Annotated in this window: 24 protein-coding genes and 2 pseudogenes; 8 read left to right on the top strand and 18 right to left on the bottom strand. The window is 62.2% G+C overall.

Annotated features, from left to right (window positions below):
* On the top strand, positions 1 to 531 hold the full coding sequence (locus tag BQ8794_RS06705) for a prepilin peptidase (RefSeq protein ID WP_077374586.1): 531 nt from the start codon (positions 1 to 3) through the stop codon (positions 529 to 531).
* Between the two features lie 108 nt (positions 532 to 639).
* Here the strand turns inward: BQ8794_RS06705 and BQ8794_RS06700 are convergent, their stop codons facing one another.
* Positions 640 to 1,788, bottom strand: a complete 1,149-nt coding sequence (locus tag BQ8794_RS06700; RefSeq protein ID WP_167378654.1) for an acyltransferase family protein — start codon at positions 1,786 to 1,788, stop codon at positions 640 to 642.
* 7 nt (positions 1,789 to 1,795) lie between these two features.
* Positions 1,796 to 2,845, bottom strand: a complete 1,050-nt coding sequence (locus BQ8794_RS06695) for a hypothetical protein (protein WP_077374583.1) — start codon at positions 2,843 to 2,845, stop codon at positions 1,796 to 1,798.
* A gap of 130 nt (positions 2,846 to 2,975) precedes the next feature.
* Between BQ8794_RS06695 and BQ8794_RS06690 the strand changes: the two are divergent.
* Positions 2,976 to 3,182, top strand: a pseudogene (locus BQ8794_RS06690) (phosphatase PAP2 family protein); the annotation flags it as partial.
* On the opposite strand, the gene BQ8794_RS06685 reads toward BQ8794_RS06690, so the two are convergent.
* Positions 3,153 to 3,521, bottom strand: a complete 369-nt coding sequence (locus tag BQ8794_RS06685) for a hypothetical protein (protein ID WP_143744480.1) — start codon at positions 3,519 to 3,521, stop codon at positions 3,153 to 3,155. The pseudogene BQ8794_RS06690 and the gene BQ8794_RS06685 overlap by 30 nt on opposite strands.
* A 158-nt stretch (positions 3,522 to 3,679) precedes the next feature.
* Between BQ8794_RS06685 and BQ8794_RS06680 the strand changes: the two genes are divergently transcribed.
* Positions 3,680 to 4,663 carry an acyltransferase family protein gene (locus tag BQ8794_RS06680; RefSeq protein ID WP_077374578.1) on the top strand — a complete coding sequence of 328 codons (984 nt, stop codon included), beginning with the start codon at positions 3,680 to 3,682 and terminating at the stop codon, positions 4,661 to 4,663.
* A 43-nt stretch (positions 4,664 to 4,706) separates the two neighbouring features.
* Complete coding sequence (locus tag BQ8794_RS06675) at positions 4,707 to 4,913, top strand: hypothetical protein (protein WP_077374576.1); 207 nt, start codon at positions 4,707 to 4,709, stop codon at positions 4,911 to 4,913.
* Here BQ8794_RS06675 and BQ8794_RS06670 read toward each other — a convergent pair.
* Positions 4,891 to 5,922, bottom strand: coding sequence for a phosphatase PAP2 family protein (locus BQ8794_RS06670; protein WP_077374575.1), 1,032 nt, complete (start codon positions 5,920 to 5,922; stop codon positions 4,891 to 4,893). The genes BQ8794_RS06675 and BQ8794_RS06670 overlap by 23 nt on opposite strands.
* 127 nt (positions 5,923 to 6,049) lie before the next feature.
* Positions 6,050 to 6,586: a DnaJ domain-containing protein gene (locus BQ8794_RS06665; RefSeq protein ID WP_077374573.1), complete on the bottom strand. Its 537-nt coding sequence runs from the start codon at positions 6,584 to 6,586 to the stop codon at positions 6,050 to 6,052.
* A gap of 445 nt (positions 6,587 to 7,031) precedes the next feature.
* Between BQ8794_RS06665 and BQ8794_RS06660 the strand changes: the two genes are divergently transcribed.
* Positions 7,032 to 7,943 (top strand): SMI1/KNR4 family protein, encoded by a 912-nt coding sequence (locus BQ8794_RS06660; RefSeq protein ID WP_143744479.1) that lies wholly within the window; start codon positions 7,032 to 7,034, stop codon positions 7,941 to 7,943.
* Positions 7,944 to 9,033: 1,090 nt separating this feature from the next.
* On the opposite strand, the gene BQ8794_RS06655 is transcribed toward BQ8794_RS06660, so the two are convergent.
* Positions 9,034 to 9,684, bottom strand: a complete 651-nt coding sequence (locus tag BQ8794_RS06655) for a hydrolase (protein ID WP_077374570.1) — start codon at positions 9,682 to 9,684, stop codon at positions 9,034 to 9,036.
* A 155-nt stretch (positions 9,685 to 9,839) separates the two neighbouring features.
* On the opposite strand from BQ8794_RS06655, the gene BQ8794_RS06650 reads away from it, so the two are divergent.
* The 3 genes from BQ8794_RS06650 (at position 9,840) to BQ8794_RS06640 (ending at position 13,337) form a co-directional block, all read left to right on the top strand.
* Positions 9,840 to 10,733: a LysR family transcriptional regulator gene (locus BQ8794_RS06650; protein WP_077374568.1), complete on the top strand. Its 894-nt coding sequence runs from the start codon at positions 9,840 to 9,842 to the stop codon at positions 10,731 to 10,733.
* A 270-nt stretch (positions 10,734 to 11,003) separates the two neighbouring features.
* Positions 11,004 to 11,939, top strand: a complete 936-nt coding sequence (locus BQ8794_RS06645) for a pirin family protein (protein WP_077374566.1) — start codon at positions 11,004 to 11,006, stop codon at positions 11,937 to 11,939.
* Positions 11,940 to 12,083: 144 nt separating this feature from the next.
* Positions 12,084 to 13,337, top strand: coding sequence for a DUF5996 family protein (locus BQ8794_RS06640; RefSeq protein ID WP_077374564.1), 1,254 nt, complete (start codon positions 12,084 to 12,086; stop codon positions 13,335 to 13,337).
* Between the two features lie 170 nt (positions 13,338 to 13,507).
* On the opposite strand, the gene BQ8794_RS06635 is transcribed toward BQ8794_RS06640, so the two are convergent.
* The 12 genes and pseudogenes from BQ8794_RS06635 to BQ8794_RS06585 form a co-directional block, all read right to left on the bottom strand.
* Positions 13,508 to 15,379 carry a tetratricopeptide repeat protein gene (locus tag BQ8794_RS06635; protein WP_077375171.1) on the bottom strand — a complete coding sequence of 624 codons (1,872 nt, stop codon included), beginning with the start codon at positions 15,377 to 15,379 and terminating at the stop codon, positions 13,508 to 13,510.
* A 186-nt stretch (positions 15,380 to 15,565) separates the two neighbouring features.
* Positions 15,566 to 16,222: a methionine ABC transporter permease gene (locus BQ8794_RS06630; protein WP_077374562.1), complete on the bottom strand. Its 657-nt coding sequence runs from the start codon at positions 16,220 to 16,222 to the stop codon at positions 15,566 to 15,568.
* Positions 16,203 to 17,231 (bottom strand): methionine ABC transporter ATP-binding protein, encoded by a 1,029-nt coding sequence (locus BQ8794_RS06625; RefSeq protein ID WP_244554887.1) that lies wholly within the window; start codon positions 17,229 to 17,231, stop codon positions 16,203 to 16,205. Before BQ8794_RS06625 ends, BQ8794_RS06630 begins: the two co-directional genes overlap by 20 nt.
* Positions 17,232 to 17,386: 155 nt before the next feature.
* On the bottom strand, positions 17,387 to 18,235 hold the full coding sequence (locus tag BQ8794_RS06620) for a MetQ/NlpA family ABC transporter substrate-binding protein (protein WP_077374558.1): 849 nt from the start codon (positions 18,233 to 18,235) through the stop codon (positions 17,387 to 17,389).
* Between the two features lie 190 nt (positions 18,236 to 18,425).
* The gene (msuE, locus tag BQ8794_RS06615) at positions 18,426 to 19,052 is read right to left on the bottom strand and encodes an FMN reductase (RefSeq protein ID WP_077374556.1); all 627 of its coding nucleotides are present in this window, start codon (positions 19,050 to 19,052) and stop codon (positions 18,426 to 18,428) included.
* A 5-nt stretch (positions 19,053 to 19,057) separates the two neighbouring features.
* Positions 19,058 to 19,246: a rhodanese-like domain-containing protein gene (locus BQ8794_RS36285; protein ID WP_244554879.1), complete on the bottom strand. Its 189-nt coding sequence runs from the start codon at positions 19,244 to 19,246 to the stop codon at positions 19,058 to 19,060.
* Positions 19,247 to 19,587: 341 nt separating this feature from the next.
* Positions 19,588 to 19,938: pseudogene (locus BQ8794_RS36280) on the bottom strand (rhodanese-like domain-containing protein); the annotation flags it as partial.
* Positions 19,938 to 21,713 (bottom strand): vanadium-dependent haloperoxidase, encoded by a 1,776-nt coding sequence (locus BQ8794_RS36275; protein WP_143744478.1) that lies wholly within the window; start codon positions 21,711 to 21,713, stop codon positions 19,938 to 19,940. The gene BQ8794_RS36275 and the pseudogene BQ8794_RS36280, both read right to left, overlap by 1 nt.
* A 50-nt stretch (positions 21,714 to 21,763) precedes the next feature.
* Complete coding sequence (locus BQ8794_RS06600; protein WP_143744485.1) at positions 21,764 to 22,474, bottom strand: ATP-binding cassette domain-containing protein; 711 nt, start codon at positions 22,472 to 22,474, stop codon at positions 21,764 to 21,766.
* Between the two features lie 122 nt (positions 22,475 to 22,596).
* Positions 22,597 to 23,415 (bottom strand): aliphatic sulfonate ABC transporter permease SsuC, encoded by an 819-nt coding sequence (gene ssuC / locus BQ8794_RS06595; RefSeq protein WP_077374554.1) that lies wholly within the window; start codon positions 23,413 to 23,415, stop codon positions 22,597 to 22,599.
* 2 nt (positions 23,416 to 23,417) lie between these two features.
* The gene (ssuD, locus tag BQ8794_RS06590) at positions 23,418 to 24,596 is read right to left on the bottom strand and encodes an FMNH2-dependent alkanesulfonate monooxygenase (RefSeq protein ID WP_077374552.1); all 1,179 of its coding nucleotides are present in this window, start codon (positions 24,594 to 24,596) and stop codon (positions 23,418 to 23,420) included.
* On the bottom strand, positions 24,593 to 25,543 hold the full coding sequence (locus tag BQ8794_RS06585) for a sulfonate ABC transporter substrate-binding protein (RefSeq protein WP_077374550.1): 951 nt from the start codon (positions 25,541 to 25,543) through the stop codon (positions 24,593 to 24,595). The genes ssuD and BQ8794_RS06585 overlap by 4 nt, the downstream gene beginning before the upstream one ends.
* Positions 25,544 to 25,734 lie beyond the last annotated feature (191 nt).

The raw sequence follows: 25,734 nt of genomic DNA, 5'->3' as shown, positions 1-25,734 counted from the left end.
ATGTTGCTCGCCGCATCGCTGCTGCTGAAGGGGCTAGCCATTCCTTTGCTGGCAAGGATCGCCTGGCTCGACTTCACCACCCAGAAGATATCCAACCAGAATGTGCTGCTGCTGCTTTGCCTGGGTTTGGGCTCGCTGCAGCTCCTGTCGGTGCAATCCGGGTCGTGGTGGGACATGGGCCTGAGCGCGCTTGCCGGTGTTTTGCTGTTTGTTGCGCTGTTTCCGTTCTGGGTCCTGCGCAAGGTCGGGGCCGGCGATGTCAAGCTGATGGCGGTGGTGCCGTTGCTGATCGGCGGTAGTGGGCTCCTGGTGTTTTCCGTCCTGCTGCTGGTTTTCGCTCTCGCCACGGCGCTGATCGTGAAAAATCCGTTCATGCTGCCCGCGGGCGCCTTCCGCCTGTACGTTCAGCACCTGGACCGCAAGCGCGTTGTGCCGTTTGGCGTGCCGATCTCGCTCGCAGCGATCTGCACGATAGCGTATCAGGTCTACAGCAATATGATGGTGCTAGCCGGGCTATCGGTTTGGACGTGAAGCGCGCAAAATCACTCGGCACCTCCGCGCAACTTCATTTGGCACCAATCCGAGCGGTTTGAAGGGTCGTTCTAAGGGCGTTTAACGGCCTGCCGGTGCCTTGGCAGCCTAGGGTAACAGTGCCGAGTTACTCGCGGCGCCTTGGATCTTCAAGCGTTCCCTGCTGCCCAATTTGTCCTTCAACAGCAGAAACGGCCGTTCGACGGTAAGGTGAAGTGCCATAGCCGCGCACAGGCTGAAGCTCAAATAGTAAAGCCAGAACCCCGGCTTCCACGTTAAACTAGCGACCGCCATTGCCGCCGGAATCAGCGGGTAGTGGACCAGATAGAGGCTGTAGCTCAACCGCGACAGCGTTCGAAACGGACCGCTACACGGCATTGGCGTGCCTGCGAGGCCCACCGCACCCAGCGTCATGGCGGCAGCAAGAAGAGCGATCAAAGGCGGCTGGAGGATGGCGTCAGTTGGGTCGATCCTAGCCATGAAATCCTCGCTTCCGAGCCATATTGCCAAGAGCGTGGCGGCGGCGAAGAGGATCAGCGCGGCAGCCCGGCGGGACAGCCTCAATATGCCGGCGTGCTCAGCGACCGCGATGGCGACCCCTACGACCAGCCCTTCCAGCGCCATATGGAAAGGGCTGCGCAAGAGCCGCCAGAACGTAGGGTAGTCGAGTGGCGCCGTCAGGCTGAGATAAGCCGCTGTCCGCAGCGCAATCGGCAGGCAGAAGAGCAAGACGATCAAGCTTGCCCGCAGCCGCGTGCTTCGGCAGCGCAGGAGCGCGAGAACCAAAAGCGGTGCGAGCAGATAGAACTTCTCCTCGACGCCGAGTGACCAGAACACGACGTTGATGTCGGACGGCATGTAGTCCTGGAGGAAGAGAAGGTGGTACGCGACACGGAGGCCCAAATGGTTCGGGTCGACGGGAAAGAGCGGGAACGCACCCATCGCGACCAGGAGCAGGACCGCGTAATAGGCCGGGACGATGCGCAGCACACGCATCACCAGGTAGCGGGCCAAACCGAACCGCCCCGAACCAATGCCGGCCCTGACCAGGTGGCGCGCGATCAGGTAGCCCGACAGGACGAAGAACAGGTCGACGCCGACCCAGCCGTTCATGAAGATCGTCTGGATTACACCCAGTGGTTCGCCAGTGCGAAGATGGAGCGCTTGTTCGCCATGGCGCAGGACAACGAGCACGATGGCGATCGAACGCAAGAGGTCGAGCCACGGATTGTTGCGCCCATCCGCGGTGGCCTGCACAGCAAAACTACTCCTCAAGCCCGAGCGTGCGCCTGATCGGCTTCTTGCGGACCTTCCATATCCTCGAGTCGACGATGTAGTGGTGGAAATTGACGATCTGGTAGATCACGATCGTCATCGACAGACCGGCAAAAAACAGCACGTCGAGGGTGCCGAGCACCGCCCAGTAGAGCACGCCGGTGATCAGGATGCATGTCGTCATGTAGAGCCAGAGCCGACTAGGCTGGCTGATGTAGGAGAGGAAAGGCGCATCAGGGTCGATCCCGTCCTTGAAGCGGCGCGTGTTGAACATCCAGACGAAAAGCACGTATTGCGCGTTGTGCCACATGTTGATCACCAGCCAGCCAATCGTGACGTCGGTGATCAGGATGTAGGCCACGGCAAAGACAGCAAAATGAGTCGCCATGTATATTGTGTGGACCAATGCGAGCCGATCCTGCCGCACCGCCTGAAACCGACGCGCGAGCCAGAAGAGCAGCAGTGCAATGGTCACTGCGGCCGCTGCCTGCTCGACAATGGAGGCGACAGGCACGACACGCAGTTCCATCCCGATGAAAAGGCCCGGATCTTGGTGCGACCGATGGAGGATGCCAAGGATCGGCAGCGCATAGAAAATTGCTTGGTCGAGCCAGCCGTCCTCGTACAACGCACTTCGCTGCTTGCCGCGAAATGTGCGCGAGATGCCCCAGCTTTGGCGGGTGTAGTGGAACCACTGCCAATAGAAATAGACCGACACGATGGTCCAGAGACCGAAACCGTAAGCGACGGCGATCGTTGCTGCCGCGACGACGGGGAGCAGGACAACGAGCAAAGGCCAGTGCTCGGCAAAGCTCTTCCGGTCGAAGCAGAGCCGCGTATAGGTGGCGATGACGTGGTGGTAGCCCAGAAACCAGAGATCGACGATCAGGATCGGATAGAAGAACCGAGGCTGCAACAGGATGACGAAACCGGTGAGAAATGCCAGCACCGGAAGGCCCAGAATGAAGGAAAGGTCAAAGCGCGGATTGCGCAACCATGCCCACTCCACACGCTTTAAAGGAACCGCAATATCGGTCATCCCCAACCCCCCGTAGAAACCCCTTGCTGACGAAGTGTAGGGGACTCCGTCTCCGACGTCCACGGCTTGTCCCCGGGGATGGTAAAATCCGTCAACCAGATCGGTCAGCAATGATCAGCTCGCGCGCCGGCCGGCCTTTGCCTGGCCGATAGCTGTTTTGAATGCCCTGATGATAATCGGCACCCTTCCCGAGGGTGGGCATCACCTGATTGATGTGCTCGCTGGCGCAATGGTTGGCGTGGCTTCGATCTTTGCCGTGAGAATGATTGGCGCATATGAACGCGGAAAGGCCGACAGCGTCGCGAGATCAGCGGTGGGATCGGAAGCGGGCCGCTGAGTCGGCCACGGGGCGTTGCCGGCTTGTTGCAGCCGCTTTTACTCCAGAACGCGATTGCCGCCCTGATGCCGACCACCGGGTCGAGAAGCGCGTCCGGGTCTTGACCAGATCGACGCCGATCATGCGACCGAACTCGCGGCAATTGTCCTTGCCGGTGATCTGCTTTGGCCCGCGCCGCGGTTGACCCATCCGTCGTTCGGGCCGCCATAGACCTTGCGCCGTCGGATTGTTGGCGAAGGGGAAACGGTTCGGCCATACTTGCCTCAGCCGCTTGGCCGAATAGCGCAGATTTTCCTCGACGATGCGAAATCCGCCGCTCTCGACAGACATCTGTGCCATGAAGTGGCAGCGGCGCACAGGCGTGTTGATCTCGGCGCTATCAGCTGAACAAGCATGGCAGTTCCATTCTACCCTCGCGGGCAGGTTGCAGACATCGCCTTGCGCGATCGCCTGCCAAGTGGTTGAATAATAAAAGACGGGCTTTTGGGGCATTCTGCTTGATCTGGTCTCTACAAATACTGCGGTTCGTTGCCGCTCTAATGGTCGTCTACGTCCATGCCGCGCAAACGGCGATGGCCGCCACAGGGTCAAACGGCCTGTTGCCTCATGATTTCCAGGTCGCCGGGAGGGCCGGCGTCGACATCTTCTTCGTCATATCGGGCGTGATCATTGCCAAAACAGCGCCTGGCCTGACTTGGCAAGCGTTCGCATGGCGGCGGTTCCGGCGCATCGTCCCGCTCTATCTGCTGCTAAGCATCCCGTATGCGATAATTGCGAGCAAGGCAGGCTTCGGATGGCGGGATGCGGTAGCGACCGTCTTCCTCTGGCCAGCCACTGATCAGATGACGGCGCCGGCACTTCCCTCAGCGTGGACTCTTTGCTTCGAGATGCTGTTCTATGCGGCGGCCACCATCGTGTTGATCGACCGGCGGCTGCTCTTAGGCATTCTCGGCATATTCGGATTCGCGATGGCATATCGCTCAGCTGGTCCGGTGTTCCAGTTTCTCGGCAATCCGCTGATCATCGAATTCGCCTTCGGCGTCGCACTTGCCTATGCACCGAAACTGCCGCGCGGCGTATGGTGCCTCACGATTGGCATCATCGCTATGACCGGCGCCGGCTTCGTCGGGATCGCTCCGAAAGGCGGTACCATGGAATTCCTCGAAGGCGTGGGAGGGTTCCAGCGCGTTCTGGTGTACGGCGTGCCGGCCGCACTGATCGTCTTCGGCACGATGCATATCGAGGCAAACCCGAGCGCGTGGACGATCCTTGGTGATGCCTCCTACATGCTATATCTCGTCCACACCCTGCCGATATCGCTTCTACTGGTCGTCTGGATGTCCTACCCGATCAATCCGGACCTCATCATCGCGATAGGTGTTGGAACGTCCGTCCTCTTCGCATGGCGGATGTATGTCCGCTTCGAACTTCCGCTCCGCTGGTGGCTTGGCCGCGTGCGAGTCTTCCCCGCCGCGGCCTAGCCAGCCACTTTAGGCCTCTACCCAGGCCTTGAAGTCGGCGACAATGGCGTCACGATCGCTCGACGCCGGGATCGCCGAGAAGACAGCGGCCTCGAATATTTGCAAGGGCTGGCGCGTCTCGTCGAGGCCCTTGCTCGGCAGGCGGCGCGCGACGGTCGTCGAGGCGCTGGACCGCCTGTCGCGCGACCTGCGAGGCGATCGTCCTGCTTTGCATGCTGCGGCGGATTTCAAGAGTTGGATAGTGGCCTAGAGGTCATCGGGACGGCCGGTGCAGATCGAGTGGCGAGGACGGACCTCACGACGAAGATCGACACTGCCGCGACCACTATCCCAGCTATCAGGTCGATCAAGTGATGTCCGCCTTCGGGGATCGTGCTCACGATCATGACAGCCTCCAACAGCACGACCGGCCAAAAGACAAAGCGCCACCAGCGCACGGAATAGGCGACCAGAACGCCGATGCTGGAGTGGAACGAGGGGAACGTGACCAGCGGTTGCGCCTCGCTCAAGACAATGGCGAATGGCTCGCCTGATCGAAGCTTCAGCAACGTCGGGTAGTGCCACATCCCAGCATCTGTGGTGAAATTGCTGAACGTCTCGGCGGTCGGCTTGAAATAGGCGTAGGCACCCTCTGCTGGGAATAGCGCGACGATTGTGCCGGTGATCGTCAGGCAAACCGCGCAGGCGACCGAGAATTCAAGCAGCCGGTCCAGCCGGCCCATGGAGGCATGAACCAGAGCGAGCGCCAGCATCTGGTAGCCTGCCGAATGGTAAGTTGCCACCAGGATTGCGCTGATCGTCGGGTTGCGATTGGTCAGCGCAAGGAAAGAAGGCCAGTCGAAGCCGAGCGCCAGGTCGATCGCCGCCAGATCGCCGTCAATCAGGGGCCTGCCGTTAGCGGACGCCAGGCAGATGAAAACCCCAAAAGCGCAGCCGAAAGGTATTGTGATCGCACACAGGTTCAGGAGCGTCAGCGCCATTCCGGCCAGACGTCCGATTAACCTGGCTGGACCTGTTTCATCGCCCCGGACTCGCCGGGCCACCAAGCCGACCACGCCGTAGAGACCAGCGACGACGCAGAAGGCCTTCGTGACGAGCCAAGCGTTCGAGGGATCGATGTACACCTTCGAATGTGGAAGCCAGACAAAGGATGCCGCCGCGATCAGCGCTGTTAAGCTCAGCGATAAGCAGACCAAGCGGCGAATTGACCCCATATCCACCCAACCCTCTAAAAGGACGCCCGGCCGCCCCTTCGGCATCTGAGTAAATATTGTTGCCAGCCTACCGGCAAGACTATCCTTAACTGAGGGTTAACCTGAGAGCGGCCAGCCGGAACGGGCTCCTAAGAGCTAATCCAAGGGGCGCTGGCACGCGAGCTTCCACTCGTCAGCCGGTATGATTCAGTAGTCTGGTGGAGGTGTCACGACGATGTTCGGCATTGGCGCGATCGATGCCTTCTACGGTAATCGCGAACATCCCGTTTTCGACCCTTCCTATCCAGCCTTTTGCTTTTAGATACCAGAGATGAAACTCCAGATGTTCACGCGGACAGCCCGACATGCGTTCGAGTTCTTCATCGCCAATGCCAGGATTGTTGACGTCTTGTCGGCGTTTGACATAAAGTAGCGAGAGCAGTTTGGCCTGAATGACGCCGTCCCGTTCGATTCCTTTAGTGTTGCTGACTTCCTCAATCAACTCGTGGCGAAGTTTCAGATGGTCTTTATACTGAATGTCGTACTGCACGCGTTTGACCGGATCTTTGAGAGTATTATGGGCCTCCGCGATTTCACTGAAGCGTGATGCATCCCCGGTATCCTGATTGTCGGGATGGTAGCGCATAGCAAAATAACGAAATACCCGTTCTATCGTTTCCGAGTTGGCGTTCGGGCTGATTTCTAGGAGTTCGTAGTAGTCAATGAACAAAGTGGTGCTCCCACAACATCGCTATTGCGCACACAGTCGAGAGAACGTCGCCGGAGTGTCTTGCGGTCATAGCTAGTCGATGGTGCGCTCGATGATGCCCATCAACACGTTGAAGGCCAGAAATCCGCGCTTGCGGGTTTCTACTCGCTCAATTCGTGGCATTAGTCCCCCTCCCGTTTTGCAGATACTAGCGCGCAAGCTTCGCCCCTGCAAAGGGCTGCCCTCATTCCGGTCATCCGCCGATATACGTCGGCGATCATTCTCTCCAGTCGGGATCACTGATGCCCGCCTGGTAGTCCTCGTGCACCGATTCGATTTCGATTGACGGATCGTCTTCCAAGGCTCGAACTGCCCTCGCTATGAGTCGCTATTGGTGATCTCTGGTATAAGTGTCTGCTATGAAGGTAATCATGGACAACCGTTACCCGCCAGACTCGGACTTCGTTTGAATGGCGGCAAACGAATTCGGGCCGAGACCTGCGATGCCTTCAGGGCTTGTGTGGCGGCGCCGATCAATCGCGCCGGAATGTCCGTGATGGATCGGAGCAGGCGCAATGTGCTGATCGGTGCGTCTATCTTCGGAGCCCTGATCCTTGCGGGGCTGCTTCCTACCATGTGCGCAAGGCGGCAAATCAGGACAAAATCCCCCATGGCTGAAACCAGCCGTCCCAAACGACCGCCGGGACAGGCGAAGCCGTTGCTGGAGGAAGATATCGCGCCGGTGCTTGCGCGCCTTGATGCCTGGTATGCTGCCCATCTGCCGCCAGACAAATATGTGTTCAATCCGCCGGCCACGGACGCGCAACTGGATGCGTTCGAGCGCCTGATCGGCCTCAAGATGCCGCGCGCCTATCGCGACCTATACCGATGGCACGACGGCGAAAACGACGACCGTCGGGGCCATATCTTTGGGCATCCGCTGCTGCCGCTGCATCAGGCAGGGGCGCAATGGAAAGCCTGGGTCGATGTGCTCGCCGATTTCGGCGGCAATCGCTATGAAATTCCCGGAGGGGCGTGGCCTGAACACGCGGTTGACCCGGCCTATATCAATCCGCGATGGATACCGCTGACCCATGATGGCTCAGGCAATCATATCGGTCTCGATTTCGATCCCTGGCCCAGCGGTCGCGTCGGCCAGGTCATCCTCTTTGGGCGCGACGAAGACGTGAAGGCGGTGCTTGCGGAATCCCTTGGCAAGTTCCTCGAGTGGATCGCCGGCCTGCTGGAAAGCGGCAATTTCAGATTGGAAGCGGCGGAAGAGCCAGTGCTGCGCCGGTTCCGATTGAAAGCCCCCCCATCAAACGACTTCCACGAAGGCGCACGAAGCCTTCTGGGCGTACCTGGCCCCTTCCTATGACGGCACGTATTTCGGTGACGCACGTCCGTGCGAGTCCCGATCGCGTTGTCCGTTTTGGTTCCTTACAACAAAGAGGTGTTCGGCTCGTCGCTGTTCCTCTTCATAGCGTGGATATTCATCAACGTGCATCACTACTTTCTGGATAACGTTATGTGGAGACGAGGCAATCCAGAGGTATCAAAGTATCTGTTCCGCTAGTCATTTGCCGCGGCGATCCTGGTGATGGCCCCAGATAGGCGCCGGCCAGAGCGAGCCACATCGAGCGTCAGCAGTATGATTTGCACGGCTCGGGCTACTCGCGCGTTGGCGCCGCGCGCCAAGCCAACGGCTGTTGCCAAGGCGATCGGCTCGCGCCTGGCGGCAACGCGGATCTTAGCGTCACTGATCGAACCGACTTCATCACAACGAAGGGCGACAATCGCAATTGAGTCAGGGCATGAAGGTGCACCGGCGCGAAAAGGGCCTGGCGAAGAGGAAAGGCGGAATCGGATCCGAACTGGCCTTGTTAGTCGCGAAAATCCGCCTGGAAACTACGGGGAGCGTCCGAGAAGAAATTTTTGTGGGATCGAACAGATGTGTTGGCTGGAAAATAGGAAAATCAGTCGCTCCGCGAAGGTGATGGCTGAGGCTGAGCGCGCCGAACGCGCCGCGAAGACAGCAAGATTGAGGTCGCTTCGTATGGCGACTCAGAGTGACCTAAGGTTTTCATTCCCTGAGGAATTGGATTGTTCTCTGCTTATCGCAGCACTGACTCAAGGCGAACCACCGGCTGATCGGGACCGCCGAATTCGGGTGTGAGCGAAACAGGCTCGCGCTGCCAGATTTTTTTGACGTTCTGATTACCAAATTCTGGCGCAATGGTAGCGATCCCGGATCAAATCTCGCTGTGAGTTCAACAGGCTGCCTCGATGACAGTCTGCGAACTGATGCCTTTCCGAAGCGGCGAGAGCCGATGGTTGCTGAAGTGCTGTGTCGCCGACTTAGGACGCGTCGGTATTCGACATTTTAAAAGTTCGAGCGCTTATCGGCATCGGCGCAAACCCGGGCCGCGGCCCGACGCTCACCGAAATGCTCGCCATCCCGGCCCGGATCAGCCTTCGCTCGGCACCGGCGTGTTGAGCAGCTGCTGCTCCCAAAGATACGCGATGCCGCTGCCGCCGAAGTGCTGGATAAGAATCTCGGTCAACTCCTCGACATGCTCGGTGCGCGCCCAATCGCGTTGCCATTCGCCAGCGAGCGCCATCACGGTCATCACGTTCGCGCCGGCCGCGGCCATGCGCTGGATGGCAACTTCGTGAGACTCCTTCGAAATCCCGCCCGACGCGTCGGTGATCACGGTCACGTCCCAGCCTTCGCCGGCGGCCTGGATGACAGGCATTGCGACGCAGACCTCGGTCCACAGGCCGGCGATGATCAGTTGCTTGCGGCCGGTCGCCTTGACGACGTTCACCACATTCTCGTCCTGCCAGGTGTTCACCCAGGTGCGATCGATGACTTCTTGGTCCGGAAATACGTCGGTGATCTGCTTAAAGAGAAGTCCACCGCGCGCCGCGATCACGCTGGTGAGAATGGTCGGAACATTGAAGGCTTTTGCTAGCTTCGCCAGCGCGGTCGTGTTGTTGACCACCATATGCGGATCGTGGCTGTTCAGGTTCGCGAGTTGATAAGGTTGGTGATCGATCAGAACGAGGACCGAGTCTTCAGGACGAAGAAGTGAATCAAGGCCGTTACGAGGGGTCATCAAAACTTCCTTTCTCTGCCGTTGTGGACGGCAATGGGTTCACGGGGAGACATGCGCCGGCGGGCGACGTTGCCTTGCCGCAATTTGCTGTTCCTTTGGGTGATGCGGTAGTGCCATAGTCAGGCAAGCTGTGTCGCGAAACGAGGAACGCCGAATTGGACATCGAAGATCTACAGACATTCGTCGCAGTGGCCGATGCAGGGGGCGTATCGGCCGCCGCGCGCCGGCTCGGCGTCTCCAAGTCAATCGTCAGTCGACGGCTCTTTCGGGTTGAAGCGGAGCTTGGCGTCCAGCTTCTTGCGCGAACGACCCGCGGCGCCGCGCTCACAGAAGCGGGGATCACGTTCAGGGATCATGCGGCCCGAGCCAGCGCCGAGATCGATACGGCCAGGGAAACGATCCTCCCAACCGGTGCGCTACGCGGCCGCCTGAGAGTTGCGATGCCACTTACTTTCGGCCCGATCCACTTCGCCCCCGTGCTTGCGGAAATGGCGCATCAGCACCCCCAGCTCCACATCCATACCTCCTACAACGATCGCTTCGTCGATCTGATCGCAGAGGGTTTCGACTGCGCGATCCGGGTCGGGTACCTTCAGGACTCCAACCTGATCGCGAAGCGCATCGGACCGATCTATGGAAAGCTCGTCGCAAGTCCGGATTATATCAAAGCAAGCGGTTCACCTCAGACGCCAGATGAGCTCGTCACCCATCAGGCCCTCATGCAAGGGACGGAAGCCTGGCAGTTCATGGATGGCGACAAGATCGTCACGGTTCAGCCGCAGGGCAGATTCAAGGCCGATAACGCTACGGCGCTTGCCGCCGCCGCAGTGGCAGGGCTCGGCATCGCTTGGCTCCCTGATTGCATCACGTATGACCATGTGACCTCCGGAGCGCTCGTTCCGATTATGACACGCTATCCCCCACCTTCGGCAGGCGCGTATGTCGTCCGACCGCCGGGTAAGCACCCGACACGGAAAGTCCGGGTCCTCACCGATATGCTGATTGAGTACTTCGCACGAAATCCGGACGTTTGGGGTCTCGATCGTTAAAACACGAACGGGCGAAGCCTTATCAAAGAATTGCGTTCGACGGTCGCTCTACTGCGAGCCGCTGAGCCCGACGACATTGCCCGCACGTTCCACTTGCTGCGACACAGTTTGACGTATCACAGGACTAGTTGGGCAGACGATCGCTCGCCAGTTTAGGCATTCGTCAGGCCGAAAGCGCTCTTCCCGCTCGCACGGTCCGGATTTAATCGCAATCGGGTGTTCGCATCGGCAAGGGCGAGGCCTCCCGGAAACCCAAGAGAGGATGAGGGCATGAGTTGGAACCCGGCAATCGAACCGGGCTGTCCCGATGAGGTGGGCCTCGACGCGATCGAAACGCTCATCGTCCCGCGCGCTCGAGACCTTGGCGGCTTCGAGGTTCGGCGCGCCCTGCCCGCACCCAAGCGGCAGATGGTCGGACCGTTCATCTTCTTCGATCAGGCCGGCCCGGCCGAGCTGCTGACCGGGCAAGGCGTAGATGTCCGACCGCACCCGCATATCGGTCTCGGCACCGTCACCTACCTCTTTCGCGGCGATTTCCATCACCGTGACAGCACCGGTGCCGACCAGATCATCCGTCCGGGCGCGCTGAACTGGATGGTTGCCGGGCGCGGCGTGACCCATTCGGAGCGAACCTCCGCAGCAGCCCGAAGCGGTCCGAACAGCCTGTTCGGAATACAGACCTGGCTGGCGCTGCCCGACCGCCATGAGGACATGGCGCCCATGTTCGAGCATCATGGCGAGGAGGCGCTGCCGGTGATCGAGGATAGCGGCGTCTCGGTCCGGCTGATCCTCGGGGAGGCCTATGGTCAGAAGGCACCCGCGACGATGTTCTCGCAGACGTTCTACGCCGACGTGACACTCGAAGCCGGATGCCGGTTGCCGATGCCGCACGATCACGAGGACAGGGGAATCTACATCGTCGAAGGCTCGATCTCGATCGCCGGCCAGGATTTCGAGGCAGGTCGGATGATGGTCTTCCGCCCCGGCGACAGGATCACGGTCGCGGCCGGCGACAGAGGCGCGCGCCTGATGATTCTTGGCGGCGCAACGCTCAGCGGACCGCGCTATATCTGGTGGAACTTCGTCGCCTCCTCGAAGGACCGCATCGAAGAAGCGAAGGCCGAATGGCGCGCCGAGGACTGGGGCAAGGGACGTTTCGATCTCCCGATCGATGACCGAGATGAGCACATTCCCCTACCGGACTGACCGGTGCTAAGACTGACCGGTGCTAAGACTGGCCGGTGCTAAGACTGGCCGGCGCTAAGAAGGAGGTCGCCTGGGCACGGACCCGGGCGGTTCAGACGAGATGACGCGTCGCGTGCCGGGTGCGTTCTGAATGGAGAAAGCACAATGAGCAACAAGTGGCCCCACCTGGACTACCTCGGCTGGCGCGAGACGTGTTCGGCCCTGCATCTCTATTTGCAGATCGCCGGGAAATATCGCCTTGCTCATACCCCGTGGCTCAACCATTCCTGGAACGCGACCTTCTATGTCACGCCGCTCGGCCTGACCTCCTCGCCGATCCCCGACGGCCCAGGCATTGAGATCCTCTTCGACCTTCGGGACCATATGGTTGTCGGCACATGCGGCAATGGTCGCAAGGCATCGTTTGCGCTCGGGCCATCCACAGTCGCGGCGTTCCACGCCAATTTCGTGCAGTTGATTTCCGAACTTGGAGGCACGCCGACCTTTAACGGCAATCCGAACGAGGTGCCCAACCCCGTGCCGTTCACCGAAGATCATCGCGACCGGCCCTATGACCGGGAAGCCGTTCAACGCTTCCATCACGCAACGGTGGCGGTCGACAGGGTATTCAATCGGTTCCGGACCTCCTTTCTTGGCAAGTCCAGTCCCGTTCACCTGTTCTGGGGCAGTTTTGACCTGGCCGTCACCCGCTTTTCAGGGCGGCGCGCGCCTCTCCATCCCGGCGGCATTCCTTCATTGCCCAACGATGTGGCACAGGAAGCCTACGACCGCGAGGTCTCCTCAGCAGGTTTCTGGCCCGGCGGTGGCGGCATCGATTACCCCGCGTTCTATGCCTACGCCTATCCGGCGCCGACTGGCTTCAGGGGCGCGTCGGTCAGGCCCGAGGACGCGTTCTGGCATGAGGGCCTATCGGAATTCATCCTGCCGTACGATGCCGTTCAGTCGGCTGCAAATCCCGACGCGGCGCTTATGGAGTTTCTCGTCTCGACCTACGACGCTGCGGCCGATCTCGGAAGATGGGACCGCGACCTACTGGACTGCATGCCGGGGCGGCGGGGTGAGGTGCGGCCGCATGACGCCGAGCAGCCGGGCCCTGCCTCTCCCTTGACCGTCGAAAAGGTCGAGCGGGAGGATACCGCATCGAAGGGACGCTACCGGATGCTCGTCGACGGCGTCGAAGCTGAGATGACCTATAGCCGGGCCGGCGAAGGGTTGATCATCATCGACCATACCGAAGTTCCAGCGGCGTTGCGCGGCCGCAAGGTCGGCGAGCGACTGGTACGCCAGGCGGTCGAGGATGCCCGGCGCGAAGGGGTCGCCATCATTCCGCTTTGTCCGTTCGCAAAAGCGCAGATCGGCCGTCATCTCGAATGGCAGGACGTGCTGCGCCGGTCATAGGCTGCACCCGCCAGGTACCAGCTCCGACCGACTCCTACCACCGCAAGCGGCGGACGCGGCGGCGATTGGCGGCAATTTTCGGTGTTGGCGTCGTGGAATGGCAAAATTGGCGCGCCGGAGAGGATGCAACTGGGCACCGCTATATGATTGAAGTCGCTCTGTAAAAACTTTCAGGCGGATTCAGGGGCCTTGGCCTTTGCGAGGTCCTGCAGGAACTTTTCCATCAGCGGCCTGTCACCGAACCGGCGGTAAGCGCGCTCTGCTTCCAGCGAGAATGCCGGATGCGCCTCGACCAGCTTTGCCATCGTCTGCTGGGCTGCCTCGACCTCGCCGCCCCCGCTCTGCAAAGCTGCCTGAATCAGAAGGCAGTTTGCATCGCGCGGCGCCCGGATCAGGCATTCTTCTATGACGGCGGAAGCCTCATCGCGGCGGTCAGCCGCGTAGAGCGCCTGCCCGTGCACATAGGCATAGTACTCGGGCGCCATAGGATGAAGGCGGCGGGCCCGCTCTGCGTTGGCGACGGCATCATCATATTCCCCGAAGCGAACCTGCGCCTTTGCAAGCGCCATCATGCCGTCGGGATCGTTAGGGTTGAGCTCCACAGCGCGCCGTGCGGCCTGCAGGCCGCCTGAATAGTCGCCCTGCAGGGCAAGCCCGAAGCTGATGACCTGATAGCCAAGGCCAAGATTGGGATCGAGACGGACCGCCTGCCGGGCTTCGCTAAGCCCAAGATGAAGTTCCGGCGCGTTTGCCCGGCCGCCACCGCTCTGCGCCACGCTGGCGATAAAGGTCAGCGCGAGGCCTGCGCGGGCGGCCGCATAGGACGGGTCCATTTCAAGGGCGCGCTGGTAGAGGCCGCGCGCCGCCAGAATGTCCTGCGGGTCATCGGCGCCGTGCCGGTAGCGGTTGCGGGCCTGCAGCACGAGGTCATAGGCCTGCAGATTGTCGGTCGGGCGTTCCGCTGCCGCCGCCGCCTCGCTCCTGCCGATATAGGGCGCGATCTGCGCGACGATTTCAGTGGTCAGCTCGCTCTGGACGGTGAACACGTCGGCGACCTGCCGGTCAAAACTGCGCGACCACAGATGCGCGCCTGTCTTTACGTCGATCAGCTGCGCCGACACGCGAAGCTGGTCGCCTTCACGGCGGGCGCTGCCTTCAACCACATAATCAACGCCGAGCTTCGCCCCGAGCTTGCGCACGTCCGTATCCTGCCCGTGCACGGCGTAGGTGGAATCGCGCGCGATCACCTGCAGCTCTGAATTGCGGGCAAGGGCTGTCGTCACATCCTCGGTCAGTCCGTCCGCGAAGTACGATTGCTCGCCGCTGCCGCTCATCGCGGCAAAAGGCATGACCGCCACTGACGGCCGGGGGTCGTCGCGGCTCTGGTCCATCGACAAGACCGCCGGGATGCGGCTGACCATGGCTGCCAGGGGGAGCGGCTGGATTTGGGTGCCGATGAGGATGAGGGCTATGGCGGCCGCGCCATAAGACCAGCGGGCGGCGGTGCCGCGCAGCACCTGCGGCAGCTGCCGCCATGGCGACCACGCAGAGCCGGCGCGCCTTACGCGGTAGACGTTGAGAAGTTCGGGAATGTTCTTGGCCCGCCTGCGGCCGATGCGGACGAACCTGTCTGCGCTGTTGCGGTCGGCCGCCATCACCACGGCGCCGCTGACGAATATCTGCCCCGGATCGCACATGGCCTCAAGACGGGCGGCCACATTGACGCCGTCGCCGTATACGTCGCCGTCATCTTCGATCACATCGCCAAGATTGATGCCGATGCGCAGCTCGAACGGGCCCTTGTCGAAGCCTTCCTGTATGGCCAGCGCCGCATCAACCGCTTCGTTGACGCTGGGAAACATGGCGAGAAAGCCGTCTCCCGCCGTCTTGACGATGCGCCCGCCATGGCGGGCAATGGTCGGGTCGATGAGCTCATCAAAAACAGCGCGCAGCTTCGCGTAGGTGGAAGCCTCGTTTTCGGCCATCAGCAGGCTGTAGCCGACGATATCGGCGGCCATGATTGCCGCGAGCTTGCGTTCCATCAGCATTTATTCCTGAGCGGCGGGCCATGCACGGACTATTCTACTGACACTTAAGGCGACGCAGTGTCCAAGATAAGACCCATAATCCCGAATAGGCTTATCAACACAGCTCACAAATGCGTGACGACTATGGCCTATACCGTTCCTGACCTTCGTCAGCATCGGTTTTTCGAATAGCGAACCGGATCATGTCCGGCGATCGAGACGGGCAACTAGCCGGTCGCCAATCCACTGGATGCCGCTAACGAGGATGATCAGCACGATCACCACCGCGACCATGATGGTGGTCTCGAAGCGCTGGTATCCGTAGCGGATGGCGAGATCGCCCAGCCCACCGGCGCCGATCGCGCCGGCCATCGCCGAAGCACCCACGAGCGTGACCAGCGTCACCGTGAAGCCGGCGACGATGCCGGGCAGCGCCTCGGGCACGAGGACTTCACGGACGATCGTCCATCGGTTGCCGCCCATGGCGCGTGCCGCCTCTATCAGCCCGTGATCCACTTCACGCAGCGACACTTCCGCGATGCGGGCGTAGTAGGGCGTTGCGGCAATCGACAGCGGTACGATCGCCGCCCAGGTGCCGATAGAGGTGCCGACGATCAGCCGCGTCACCGGGATCAGCGCAACCAACAGGATAATGAAGGGAACTGACCGGAAACCGTTGATCACGGCGCCCAAGACGCGATTCAGCCAAAGTTGCTCGGCGATGCCACCACGATCGGTGGCGACGAGCGCCAGGCCGAGCGGCAGGCCGGCCACCAGCGAGACGAAGCCGGAGGCGGCCGTCATTAGCACCGTTTCCCAAAGCGAGCGGAAAAGCAGTTCAATCATTACCGGCGTCATAGCCAAGCACCTCCACGCGGGCGCCGCGGCCCCTCAGAAAGTCGAGAACCCGCCGCTCGTGATCGGCGGATGTCGGAATACCGAGAAACAGGCTGGCGACCGGCTGCTGCTGCACATGGTCGATGCCGCCGTGAACGAGGCGGAAGGAGCCCGGCACCGCCGCTGCCAGATCGGACAGCAGAGGTCGGCTCGCGGCTTCGCCGGCGACATCCACTCTGAGGATCGCTTCGCGGCCTCCCGATTGCGAGAGGCGCGCGGCGATCTCACCCGGAAGCTGCGGGCGGATGCCGCCGAGAAGGCTCTGCGTGATCGGCGATTTCGGATCGGCAAATACCGACCACACCGGTCCTGCTTCGACGATGCGCCCGGCGTCGATCACGGCGACCCGGTCGGCGATCGAACGGATCACCTCCATCTCGTGGGTAATGAGCAGGATCGTCAGCCCGAGCCGCCGGTTGATGTCCTTGAGCAGCGCCAGGATCGAGCGGGTGGTCTCCGGATCGAGCGCCGATGTCGCCTCGTCCGAAAGCAGCAGCGCTGGACGCGCCGCGAGCGCCCTCGCGATGCCGACGCGCTGCTTCTGCCCTCCCGAAAGCGATGCCGGATACGCCTTGGCTTTCTCCGACAGTCCGACCAGATCGAGAAGCTCGGCGGCGCGGCTAAGCCGTTCCGCCTTCGGCCGCCCCTCGATCTTCAACGGCAGGGCGACATTGTCCTCGACGGTTTTTGCCGAGAGCAGGTTGAAGTGCTGGAAGATCATGCCGATGCGGCGGCGAAGCGGCTGCAGCTCGCGTTCGCCAAGCTGCGCAATGTCGCGGCCTTCGATGAAGATCTCGCCGGAGTCGGGTCGCTCCAGCCCGTTGAGGCAGCGGATCAGCGTCGATTTTCCAGCGCCGCTGCGTCCGATAATGCCGAGGATCTCGCCCTTGCGCACGCTGAGCGACACGCCGTCGAGGGCGGCCGTCGTGCCGAACCGGCGCCTGACGTCGGTCAGCCTGACGACATCCACCGGCGTCCGTACATCGGCGACCTGTTGCACAGATGCGGAGAAATGCTGGTTCACGATGCTCCTTTCCGATCTTCCCGGCGCCTCCCTTCAGATACGACGCGGCGGCCCGCCGTCGATGCGGGCCGCCCGTCATTCGGGAATGCCAATCTGTCCGCTCAATAGGCGCTGAGGCCGGTGCCCTTGTAGACGCGATCGAACTCGGCCTTCACCGTCTGGTTCTGGTAGGATTCGACCAGTGTCTTCACCCAGGGCTCGTTCTCCGTCCCGGCCTTCACCGCGATGAAGTTGCGGTAAGGGTTGTCGACGATCGGCTCCTGGGCGATGCGGTTCTCGGGCGTGAGCCCGCTCTTCAGCGCCCAGTCGGTGTTGACGACGGCGGCATCCAGGTCGTCGATCGAACGGCCGACGATGCCGGCGTCGAGTTCCTTGATCTCGATGTTCTTCGGGTTCTCGACGATGTCTGCCGTGGTGGCGAGAATGCCGGTGCCTTCCTTCAGCTTGATGAACTTCTCGTTCTCCAGCACCCGCAGCGCGCGGCCCTCGTTGGACGGATCGTTCGGCACGCCGATGATCGCCCCGTCCGGCAAGTCGGCGACCTTGGCATGCTTCTTCGAATAGAGGCCGATCGGCCAGACGCCGGTGTAGCCGACGGGCACGATGTGATAGCTCTGCGTGGCGATCTGGTTGTCGAGGTACGGCTTGTGCTGGAAGGCGTTGGCATCGATCTCGCCGCGTTCCAGCGCCTCGTTGGGTTGCGTGTAGTCGTTGAACACGACAGTCTCGATCTTCAGGCCGCGCTTGTCGGCCTCCTGTGTGACGACACGCCAGACGTCCTCGTCCTCGCCGGAGATGATGCCGACCTTGATGACCTTCGCCTCCGCAACAGCCGGTTGGGGCCCGGCGAGGGCCGCGAGCGTGACGGCCGAGGCAAAAAGTGCGGCGAGGCCCGTGCGCCGGGTAATCAATCTGGAAAGAAGATTGGGAGCCTTTGGAAGTTCAGTCATGATTATTTCCTTGGAATGGGTCGGGTGAGGAAGGGTTGTCAGAAGAATCTCACCCTGCCACGGACGCATATTGCCTACGGCGCTCGCTTTTCGACAAAGCATCGTATTGCGCGATCAACGCGGCGCCTGGAAAAAGATCTCAAAGTTCTCTGGTGTTGGGGTAGAGACGATCCGAAAACTGCTGGAGCTGCTACACTAGAGGCGAGGGATCCACTCGAGCCAGTAGCGGTCGATCAGCGATCGTGGTCGGCGACGGGGCGAAATCCTCTGCTGCGGCGTGCCGACGCGAGGCGAGCGCCAGCCCGGCCTCCTCGATTGATTGCTCGCCACGTTTGCGGATCGCTTCGGACGCAAGGACGCCGTCCCGGAAATCCTTGTCCCTCGCGTAGACCGCGGTCGGCAAGACCAGAGCCTCGAAGAAGGCAAAGAGCGGCCGCAGCTGATGCTCGACCATCAGAGCATGGCGCTCGCCGCCGCCTGTCGCTGTCAGCAACACGGGCTTGCCACGCAGCGCGGAGGGATCGATCAGATCGAAGAAGTGCTTGAACAGGCCGGTGTAGCTGCCCTTGTAGGTCGGCGAACCGACGACAAGCACCTCGGCTCCGACTACCGCATCGAGCACCTTGCGACCCGTGTCATCGAGATCGCGCGTCCAACGGGCCGCGCCGAGCGTTGGACCGACGTCATCGAGGTCGAACGTGGCCGCTGCAAGGCCATGATAACCGGCAATCTCGTTGACGAAATGCTCGACGAAACCGCGCGTCTTCGACGGCCGCGCAAGGTTGCCAGAGAAGCCGACGATAGTGGCGTTTGTCATGGCCGTCACTTGGTCTGCTGGTCCTGCACGATCGGACAGCTTTCGTCCTTCGCCCAGTCGGCGAAGCTGAGGTAGTAGGCGCGGACGTCGTCATAGCCCGCGCGAAGAGCGGCGATCGCGGCCAGCGCAGCGCGACCACCACCGTCGCAGTGCGTGACCACGTGATCGCCCGAGCGAAATCCGGCATCGGACACAGCAATCCTCGAAGCTCGGCAGTCGGCTTCAGGCGGCCGTCCCCGAGCAGGCTCGCGTGAGGAAGCAGGTGCGCTCCCGGCAGATGGCCACCTCGAGCGTTGCGCCGAAGATCGGTACCGGCGAACTCCGCCGCGGTGCGGGCGTCGAGAAGCTGGGCACTGTCGAGCTCTCCCTTCAGCGTGTCACGTTCGACCAGACCGACGGATCCGACACCAGGCCGAGCGCGAAACGCCGTCAATCCCGGTGCCTCGCTTGCTTTGGCCAGCAGCTCCCCGCGTTCACGGATCGCAGGCCATCCGCCGTTCACGATGAGCGCTTCGACTCCGAAATATTGCAGGATGAACCACACGCGCGCGGCTTCCGTCATGCGCCCGTCGTCATAGGCGACCGCGGGCACGGATTCGGTCACACCCAGATCGGCAATCGCACGTTCCCAGTAAGAGGTGTTCTCGAAGGAAGTCTCGCCTGTCTTCGCGGCTGCTTCCCAGAGCTCGACGGGCACACGGACGGCACTCGCCGCGTGGTCGGCCTGGAATGCCTCGGCATCGCGCACATCGAGCAGGCGAAAGGCGGCGAGCAGCGAAAGTTCGTCGGGCTCGATCACTGGATCGCGTGGTGCAAGCTCATTCGACGCATTGCGGAAGGCCGCGTCGCCTGCAGCGGCAGTTGAAGTTGTTCCGCGCGCCGACATCACACCTCGGCCCTCGTCCCATCGAAGCGAGTGAATGTGAATTTCTCGAACTGCTCGCGATAGGTTTGCCGTTCGTTGCGGAGAACATTGGTCGCGAGCGCTTCGCCGAGCGCCAGCGACGCCGAGAAATCGGAACGCCAATGGATGCCGGCCCAATCGCGGCCGATGCCGTAGTTCCAGGCGAGCTTGTTGAGCTCGCCGCCGACCGTGAGCGGCTCGCCCTGGTAGGGGATGAGCTTTGTCGGGTCCTTCGGGTCGGGCTGTACGGGATTGGGAATGGTGGCGTCCTCATCGAAGAGCGCCTTGAGAATCGTCACGTTGGACGCGGCAATCTGAGCCGCGCCGCCGGGATAGCTCGAGTGAATCGGCGCGCCCTCCGGATAGACGTGCGACAGGAGGTGGGTGCCGAACTTGCCGACGCTTCGCGTAAGAGCGGCCGAGTTGAGGATGTCGCCGTGGACGGGATAGGCGTCCACCTTGTTGGCGATGCGGTGGTGGATCAGCCCGCCATAGGCTTCCGGCCGCAAGGCGCGGTGGACATAGAACTTCTGCCAGTAGGCGACGCGGATGGCGAGCGATGCGGTGGCCGGCAGCAGGCTTTGCGCATAGGGCAGGCCGAACGTGCTGTACCCGCCAGTCTGCGTCTTCGAGTGCAGGTACGGATTGGATTTGGCGAACGGAATCCCGAACCCGCCGAACTCGGCATTGGCCTTGTCGGGTCCCACGCCTAGCAGTAGGGCTGCCGACCAGAAGGCGGCCGGATTGTTGTGCACGTATTCGGCGAGGTCGCGACCGGTCGCGATATAGCGCGCCGTCGGGTCGAAGCTGGTCGGCTTCGCAGGCGGAATGCCGTTCTGGATGGCGAGCCACTCGTCATAGCCGGTGTGGAAATCGGTCCCGGCTGCGGCGGTGCGGATGCGCGCTGGAATGAGCTGGCTGCCATACGGGGCGTCCTTGAGCAGGAACTGCGAGATGTAGGGACCTGTAAGCGTGCCGGGCGGCGTGACATAGCGCCCGGTTTGCCCGGACGGATCGGCCGCGTCGACATAGAGCGCCGTCCCGCGGAACAGCGTCTCCGGCGTGATGCCACTATCCTTGCGCGGACCGCTGAAAGCGGTGAGCTTGTTGAGCTCGTCGACGGCGGCGAGCACGTCCTTGTTCTTGGTGTCGTTCGTCAGCTCGGACAGCGGAACGTCTCGCAGGAGCGACTGCCAGTAGAGCTCGACGGCCTCGCTCGCCCGCGTCGCGCTATCGAGCGTGGGGGCCGGCGGGATCGTGAACTGCGGGCCGACGCAACCCGTGAGGTTCACGGCGAGGGAACCGATCGGATTGAGCTGCTTGCGCTTGCCGCCCAGCGGTATCGCTTCGAAGTCGGCGGGATCGCCCGAGGCATAGGCCTTCAACGTTGCGTCGAAGGCCGCGCGGTCGACCTCGCCGCGTTCATCATGCGGCAGCCCGCGTGTGTCGGAGCCGATGAGGTTCGCATATTTCTGCTCGTCGCCGTTGACCGGATGCGGCGCAATCGCCACCGCGAAATCCGCGTCCGCTGCGGCGCTTCGCACAGCATAGGCGTGCTTGCGAAACGCAAGATGGGCATCCCCCGACGACTCCTCACCGGCCGCGAGGGGAGGCAAGCCCGCAACGGCTATGGCCGCGACGCCTCCGGCTGCGCCAAGAAAGCGGCGGCGCCCACCGTCGGGGACGTCTGCCCTCTGCTGTGCCGGCGGCACACGCCCGGTCTGACTTTCGCCTTCTGATCCGCGATCCTTGTGCATGTTGCGATCTCCTTGTTTTGCCGAGGCGCCGCACGGATCGACGGCTGCGCCTATACCTCTTCGAGAATTCGCGCCTGCAGGGCCACAGCCGCGGTGTCGGCCCCCTCGCGTCGTGGCCGAGGGAGATCGACCGGCACGTCGAGCGTTATGCCGCCGTCGCGGATGACGAGCACCCGGTCCGCGAGTGCGACCGCTTCGGCGACGTCGTGGGTGATGAGTACGGTCGTGAAACCATGCTCGCGCCAGATGCGCTCCAGGAGCCGGTGCATCTCCATACGCGTCAGCGCATCGAGAGCGCCGAACGGCTCATCGAGCAGCAGAACGCCCGGTCGGCTCACCAAAGCTCTGGCGAGCGCGACGCGTTGAGCCTGACCGCCGGACAGGACGGCAGGCCAGTCGTTCCACCGATCGGCAAGCCCGACATCGGCGAGGGCTGCCGCCGCAGTCTCCTGCCAGCCTTTCGTGCGCGCGATGCCGACATTGCTGAGAACGCGATGCCAAGGCAGCAGCCGCGCGTCCTGGAAGAGAAGGCGCACGTTCGGCTGCAGCGACTGGACCTCGGCGTCGCCGATGGCAATCGTTCCGCTCGTCGGACGATCGAGTCCCGCGATCACGCGAAGGAGCGTCGACTTGCCACAGCCGGAGCGGCCGACAATCGCCAGCAGCTGTCCGGCAGGAATGACCAGATCGAGGTCGGACAGGACGCTTCGGTCTCCGAAGGATTTTGACAAGCGATCAAGTCGTATGTCCTGCCCGCTCAGTGACGGCGCGTCTTTACCGTCACCGTCAGGTCTCACCTCGCGAAGCAGGTTTTTCTCGGCCAGCGCATCCGCTTCGTGGAACGAGGCATCCTTGTGCAGCCGCAACACGCTCGCAGATTCTCTCACGACGTCGCTCCCCTGGTGACGGTGCGGCGATAGGTGGGGTGCCAGGCAAGAGCACGCGCCTCGAGCAGCCGTGTGATGAAATCGGCAAGCTTGCCGAGCAGCGCGTAGACGATGATGCCGAGGACGACGACGTCGGTCTGCAGGAATTCGCGCGCGTTCATCGTCATATAGCCGATGCCCGAGGACGCCGAGATCGTCTCGGCCACGATCAGGGTGAGCCACATGAGGCCGAGCGAGAAACGAAGGCCGACAAGAATCGACGGCATCGCGCCCGGCAGGATCACTCGCCAGAACAGCGGCACGGGACCGAGCCCATAGACCCGTGCCATCTCGATCAGTTTCGGATCGACGGTGCGTATGCCGTGAAAGGTGTTGAGGTAGAGCGGAAAGGCGGTCCCGATCGCCACGAGGAAGATTTTTGCTTCCTCACCGATCCCGAACCAGGGGATGACAAGCGGGATGATGGCGAGATGCGGCACATTGCGCAGCATCTGCATCGACGAGTCGAACACGATCTCGGCCGGCCGCGATATCCCGGCGAGGACTCCCAGCACGAAGCCGATGCCACCGCCGATGAAGAGGCCCTTCAGCGCGCGCTCGGTCGAGATTGTTGCATGGGTGAGGAGCGTGCCGTTTTTCAGGCTCTCCCAGAAAGCGGCGGCTACCGCGCTCGGCGCTGGCAGAAGACGCGTCGCCAGGACGCCGCTTCGCGAGGCGATCTCCCATGCGATCAGCAGCACGATCGGGAGTGCCCACGACGCCAGCGTCCGAAGCGCCGCTGCGCCGGTGCCATGAAGGCGCGATGGCCCGGCCATGCTCAGGACGCCCTTCTTGCGGCCGGACGGATCTCGTTGGCGATCGTCTCGCCGAACGGACCGGTGTTGACAGAGAGCTCGGCCCTCTCCGGCGCGTGCGCCAGCGGCAGCAGTGGGAAGACGAGCTCGGCGAAGCGGTATGCCTCTTCGAGATGCGGGTAGCCGGACAGGATGAATGTGTCGATCCCGATGGAGCGATACTCGTCCATGCGCGCCGCCACTTCCTCGGGCGAGCCGACGAGAGCGGTGCCGGCGCCGCCTCTGACCAGGCCGACGCCTGCCCAGAGATTCGGGCTGACGACGAGCTTGTCGCGGCGGCCGCCATGCAGCGCGCTCATCCGGCTCTGGCCGACGGAGTCCATCCGCGAGAACACGGACTGCGCCTTGGCGATCGTCTCATCGTCGAGGTGGGCGATAAGGCGGTCTGCTGCTGCCCAGGCCTCATCGGAGGTCTCGCGCACGATGACGTGGAGGCGGATGCCGAAACTGAGCCTGCGGCCGTGCTTGCGCGTGGCGGCCTTCACCTTGGCGATCTTCTCGGCGACCAGAGCGGGGGGCTCGCCCCAGGTGAGGTATTTGTCGACGGTTTGCGCGGCGACCTCGATTCCCTCGTCGGACGAGCCGCCGAAATAGAGCGGCGGGTGCGGTGCCTGCACCGGCGGAAACAGCAACTGTCCGCCCTCGAGATGGATATGCTTGCCTGACGTCGTTACGGTCTCGCCGGCGAGCAGCGCCTTGTAGGCATGCATGAACTCGCGGGTGATTTCGTAGCGGTCGGCATGGCTGAGGAAGATGCCGTCGCCCTTGTTCTCGATCGGGTCGCCGCCGGTGACGACGTTGATCAACAGGCGTCCAGCCGAAAGTCGATCGAGCGTCGCGGTCATGCGGGCCGCGACCGTCGGCGGCTGCAGCCCTGGCCGCACCGCGACCAGGAATCTCAGCTGCTCGGTGGAGGTGAGCATCGCCGACGCGACAATCCAGGAATCCTCGCAGCTCTTTCCCGTGGGCAAAAGCACGCCGTAGTAGCCGAGTTGGTCCGCCGCCTGCGCGATCTGGCGCAGATACGGGAGGTCAGTTGCACGGCCGCCGACCGCGGTGCCGAGGTACCTGCCGTCCCCATGGGTCGGCAGGAACCAGAGCACATTCACTCGGTCAGGCGCGATGTCGGCGGGCGCATTCATGACTGTGGTTTCTTCACCGCGTCGGCGATCCGGATCGCTGCCGGGATCAGGCCAAGATCATGAAAAACGTCGGCAATCTTCTGCTGCGCGGCCACGACTTCCGGCGTGATCGGCTTCACGCCGTACTTCCGCCGTTCGACGGCGACTTCGAGCACATCGGCCGGAATGCCAAGTGCCGGAGAGAACTGATCTGCCACGTCGCCGCGGTTGGCGTTGATCCAAGTGTCGACCTCGCCGAGCGACGCGACGATCGTGTCGACCACACCAGGGTGGGCGTCGAGGAAGTCGCGGGAGGCGAGATAGAATTCGTGGTTGTCCACGACGCCACTGCCGTTCGCCAACTGCCGTGCGCCAGTTGCCGCCTCCGCGGCCGCCAGGAACGGCTCCCATATAACCCAGGCATCGACAGCCTGCTTCTCGAAGGCGGCGCGGGCATCGGCCGGCGGCAGGAAGTTGACCTCGATGTCCGTATAGGCCAGCCCCGCTTTCTCGAGAGCCTTGACCAGCAGGTAGTGGACATTGGAGCCCTTGTTCAGCGCGACCTTCTTGCCCTTGAGGTCAGCGACGGTCTTGAGCGGGCTGTCTTGCGGAACGAGGATCGCCTCGGCCTCGGGCGCCGGCGGCTCATAGCCGACATAAACAAGCGGCGCCCCAGCCGCCTGCGCGAAGATGGGCGGCGCCTCGCCGGTCGTGCCGAAGTCGATGGACCCGACATTGAGCGCCTCGAGCAACTGCGGTCCGGCCGGGAACTCGGTCCATTCAACCGTGTAACCCTGCGGCTTCAGCTTCTCCTCGAGCTGGCCTTTGGTCTTCAGCAGAATGAGTGTGCCGTACTTCTGGAAACCGATGCGGACGATCTTGTCCTCTGCATGGGCTATCGTCGCAACGCCCAGCGCGATGCTGCCGGCGAGCGTGATCTTTGCGAGATGTCGTAGGAAAGTATTCATCAAATCGGACTCCTCTTCCAATGTCAGCCAGGACTTTGAACCGGCGGGCACGACGCATGCCTCACGCCGCGGCCGCGATCTAATCGGCGCATTCGGATTGCCCGATTTCGGTGAGCGTATCGGGCTCGGAGAACGCTCTCAAAGAAAATTCTACTAATTTGATAGAATTTATCGGGAATAGTTTACCCGTA

Origin of the sequence: Mesorhizobium prunaredense (assembly GCF_900156895.1) — a bacterium.
GTDB lineage: Bacteria > Pseudomonadota > Alphaproteobacteria > Rhizobiales > Rhizobiaceae > Mesorhizobium > Mesorhizobium prunaredense.
Note: the sequence above shows the minus strand (reverse complement) of the source record. Positions and strands in the feature narration are given on the sequence as shown.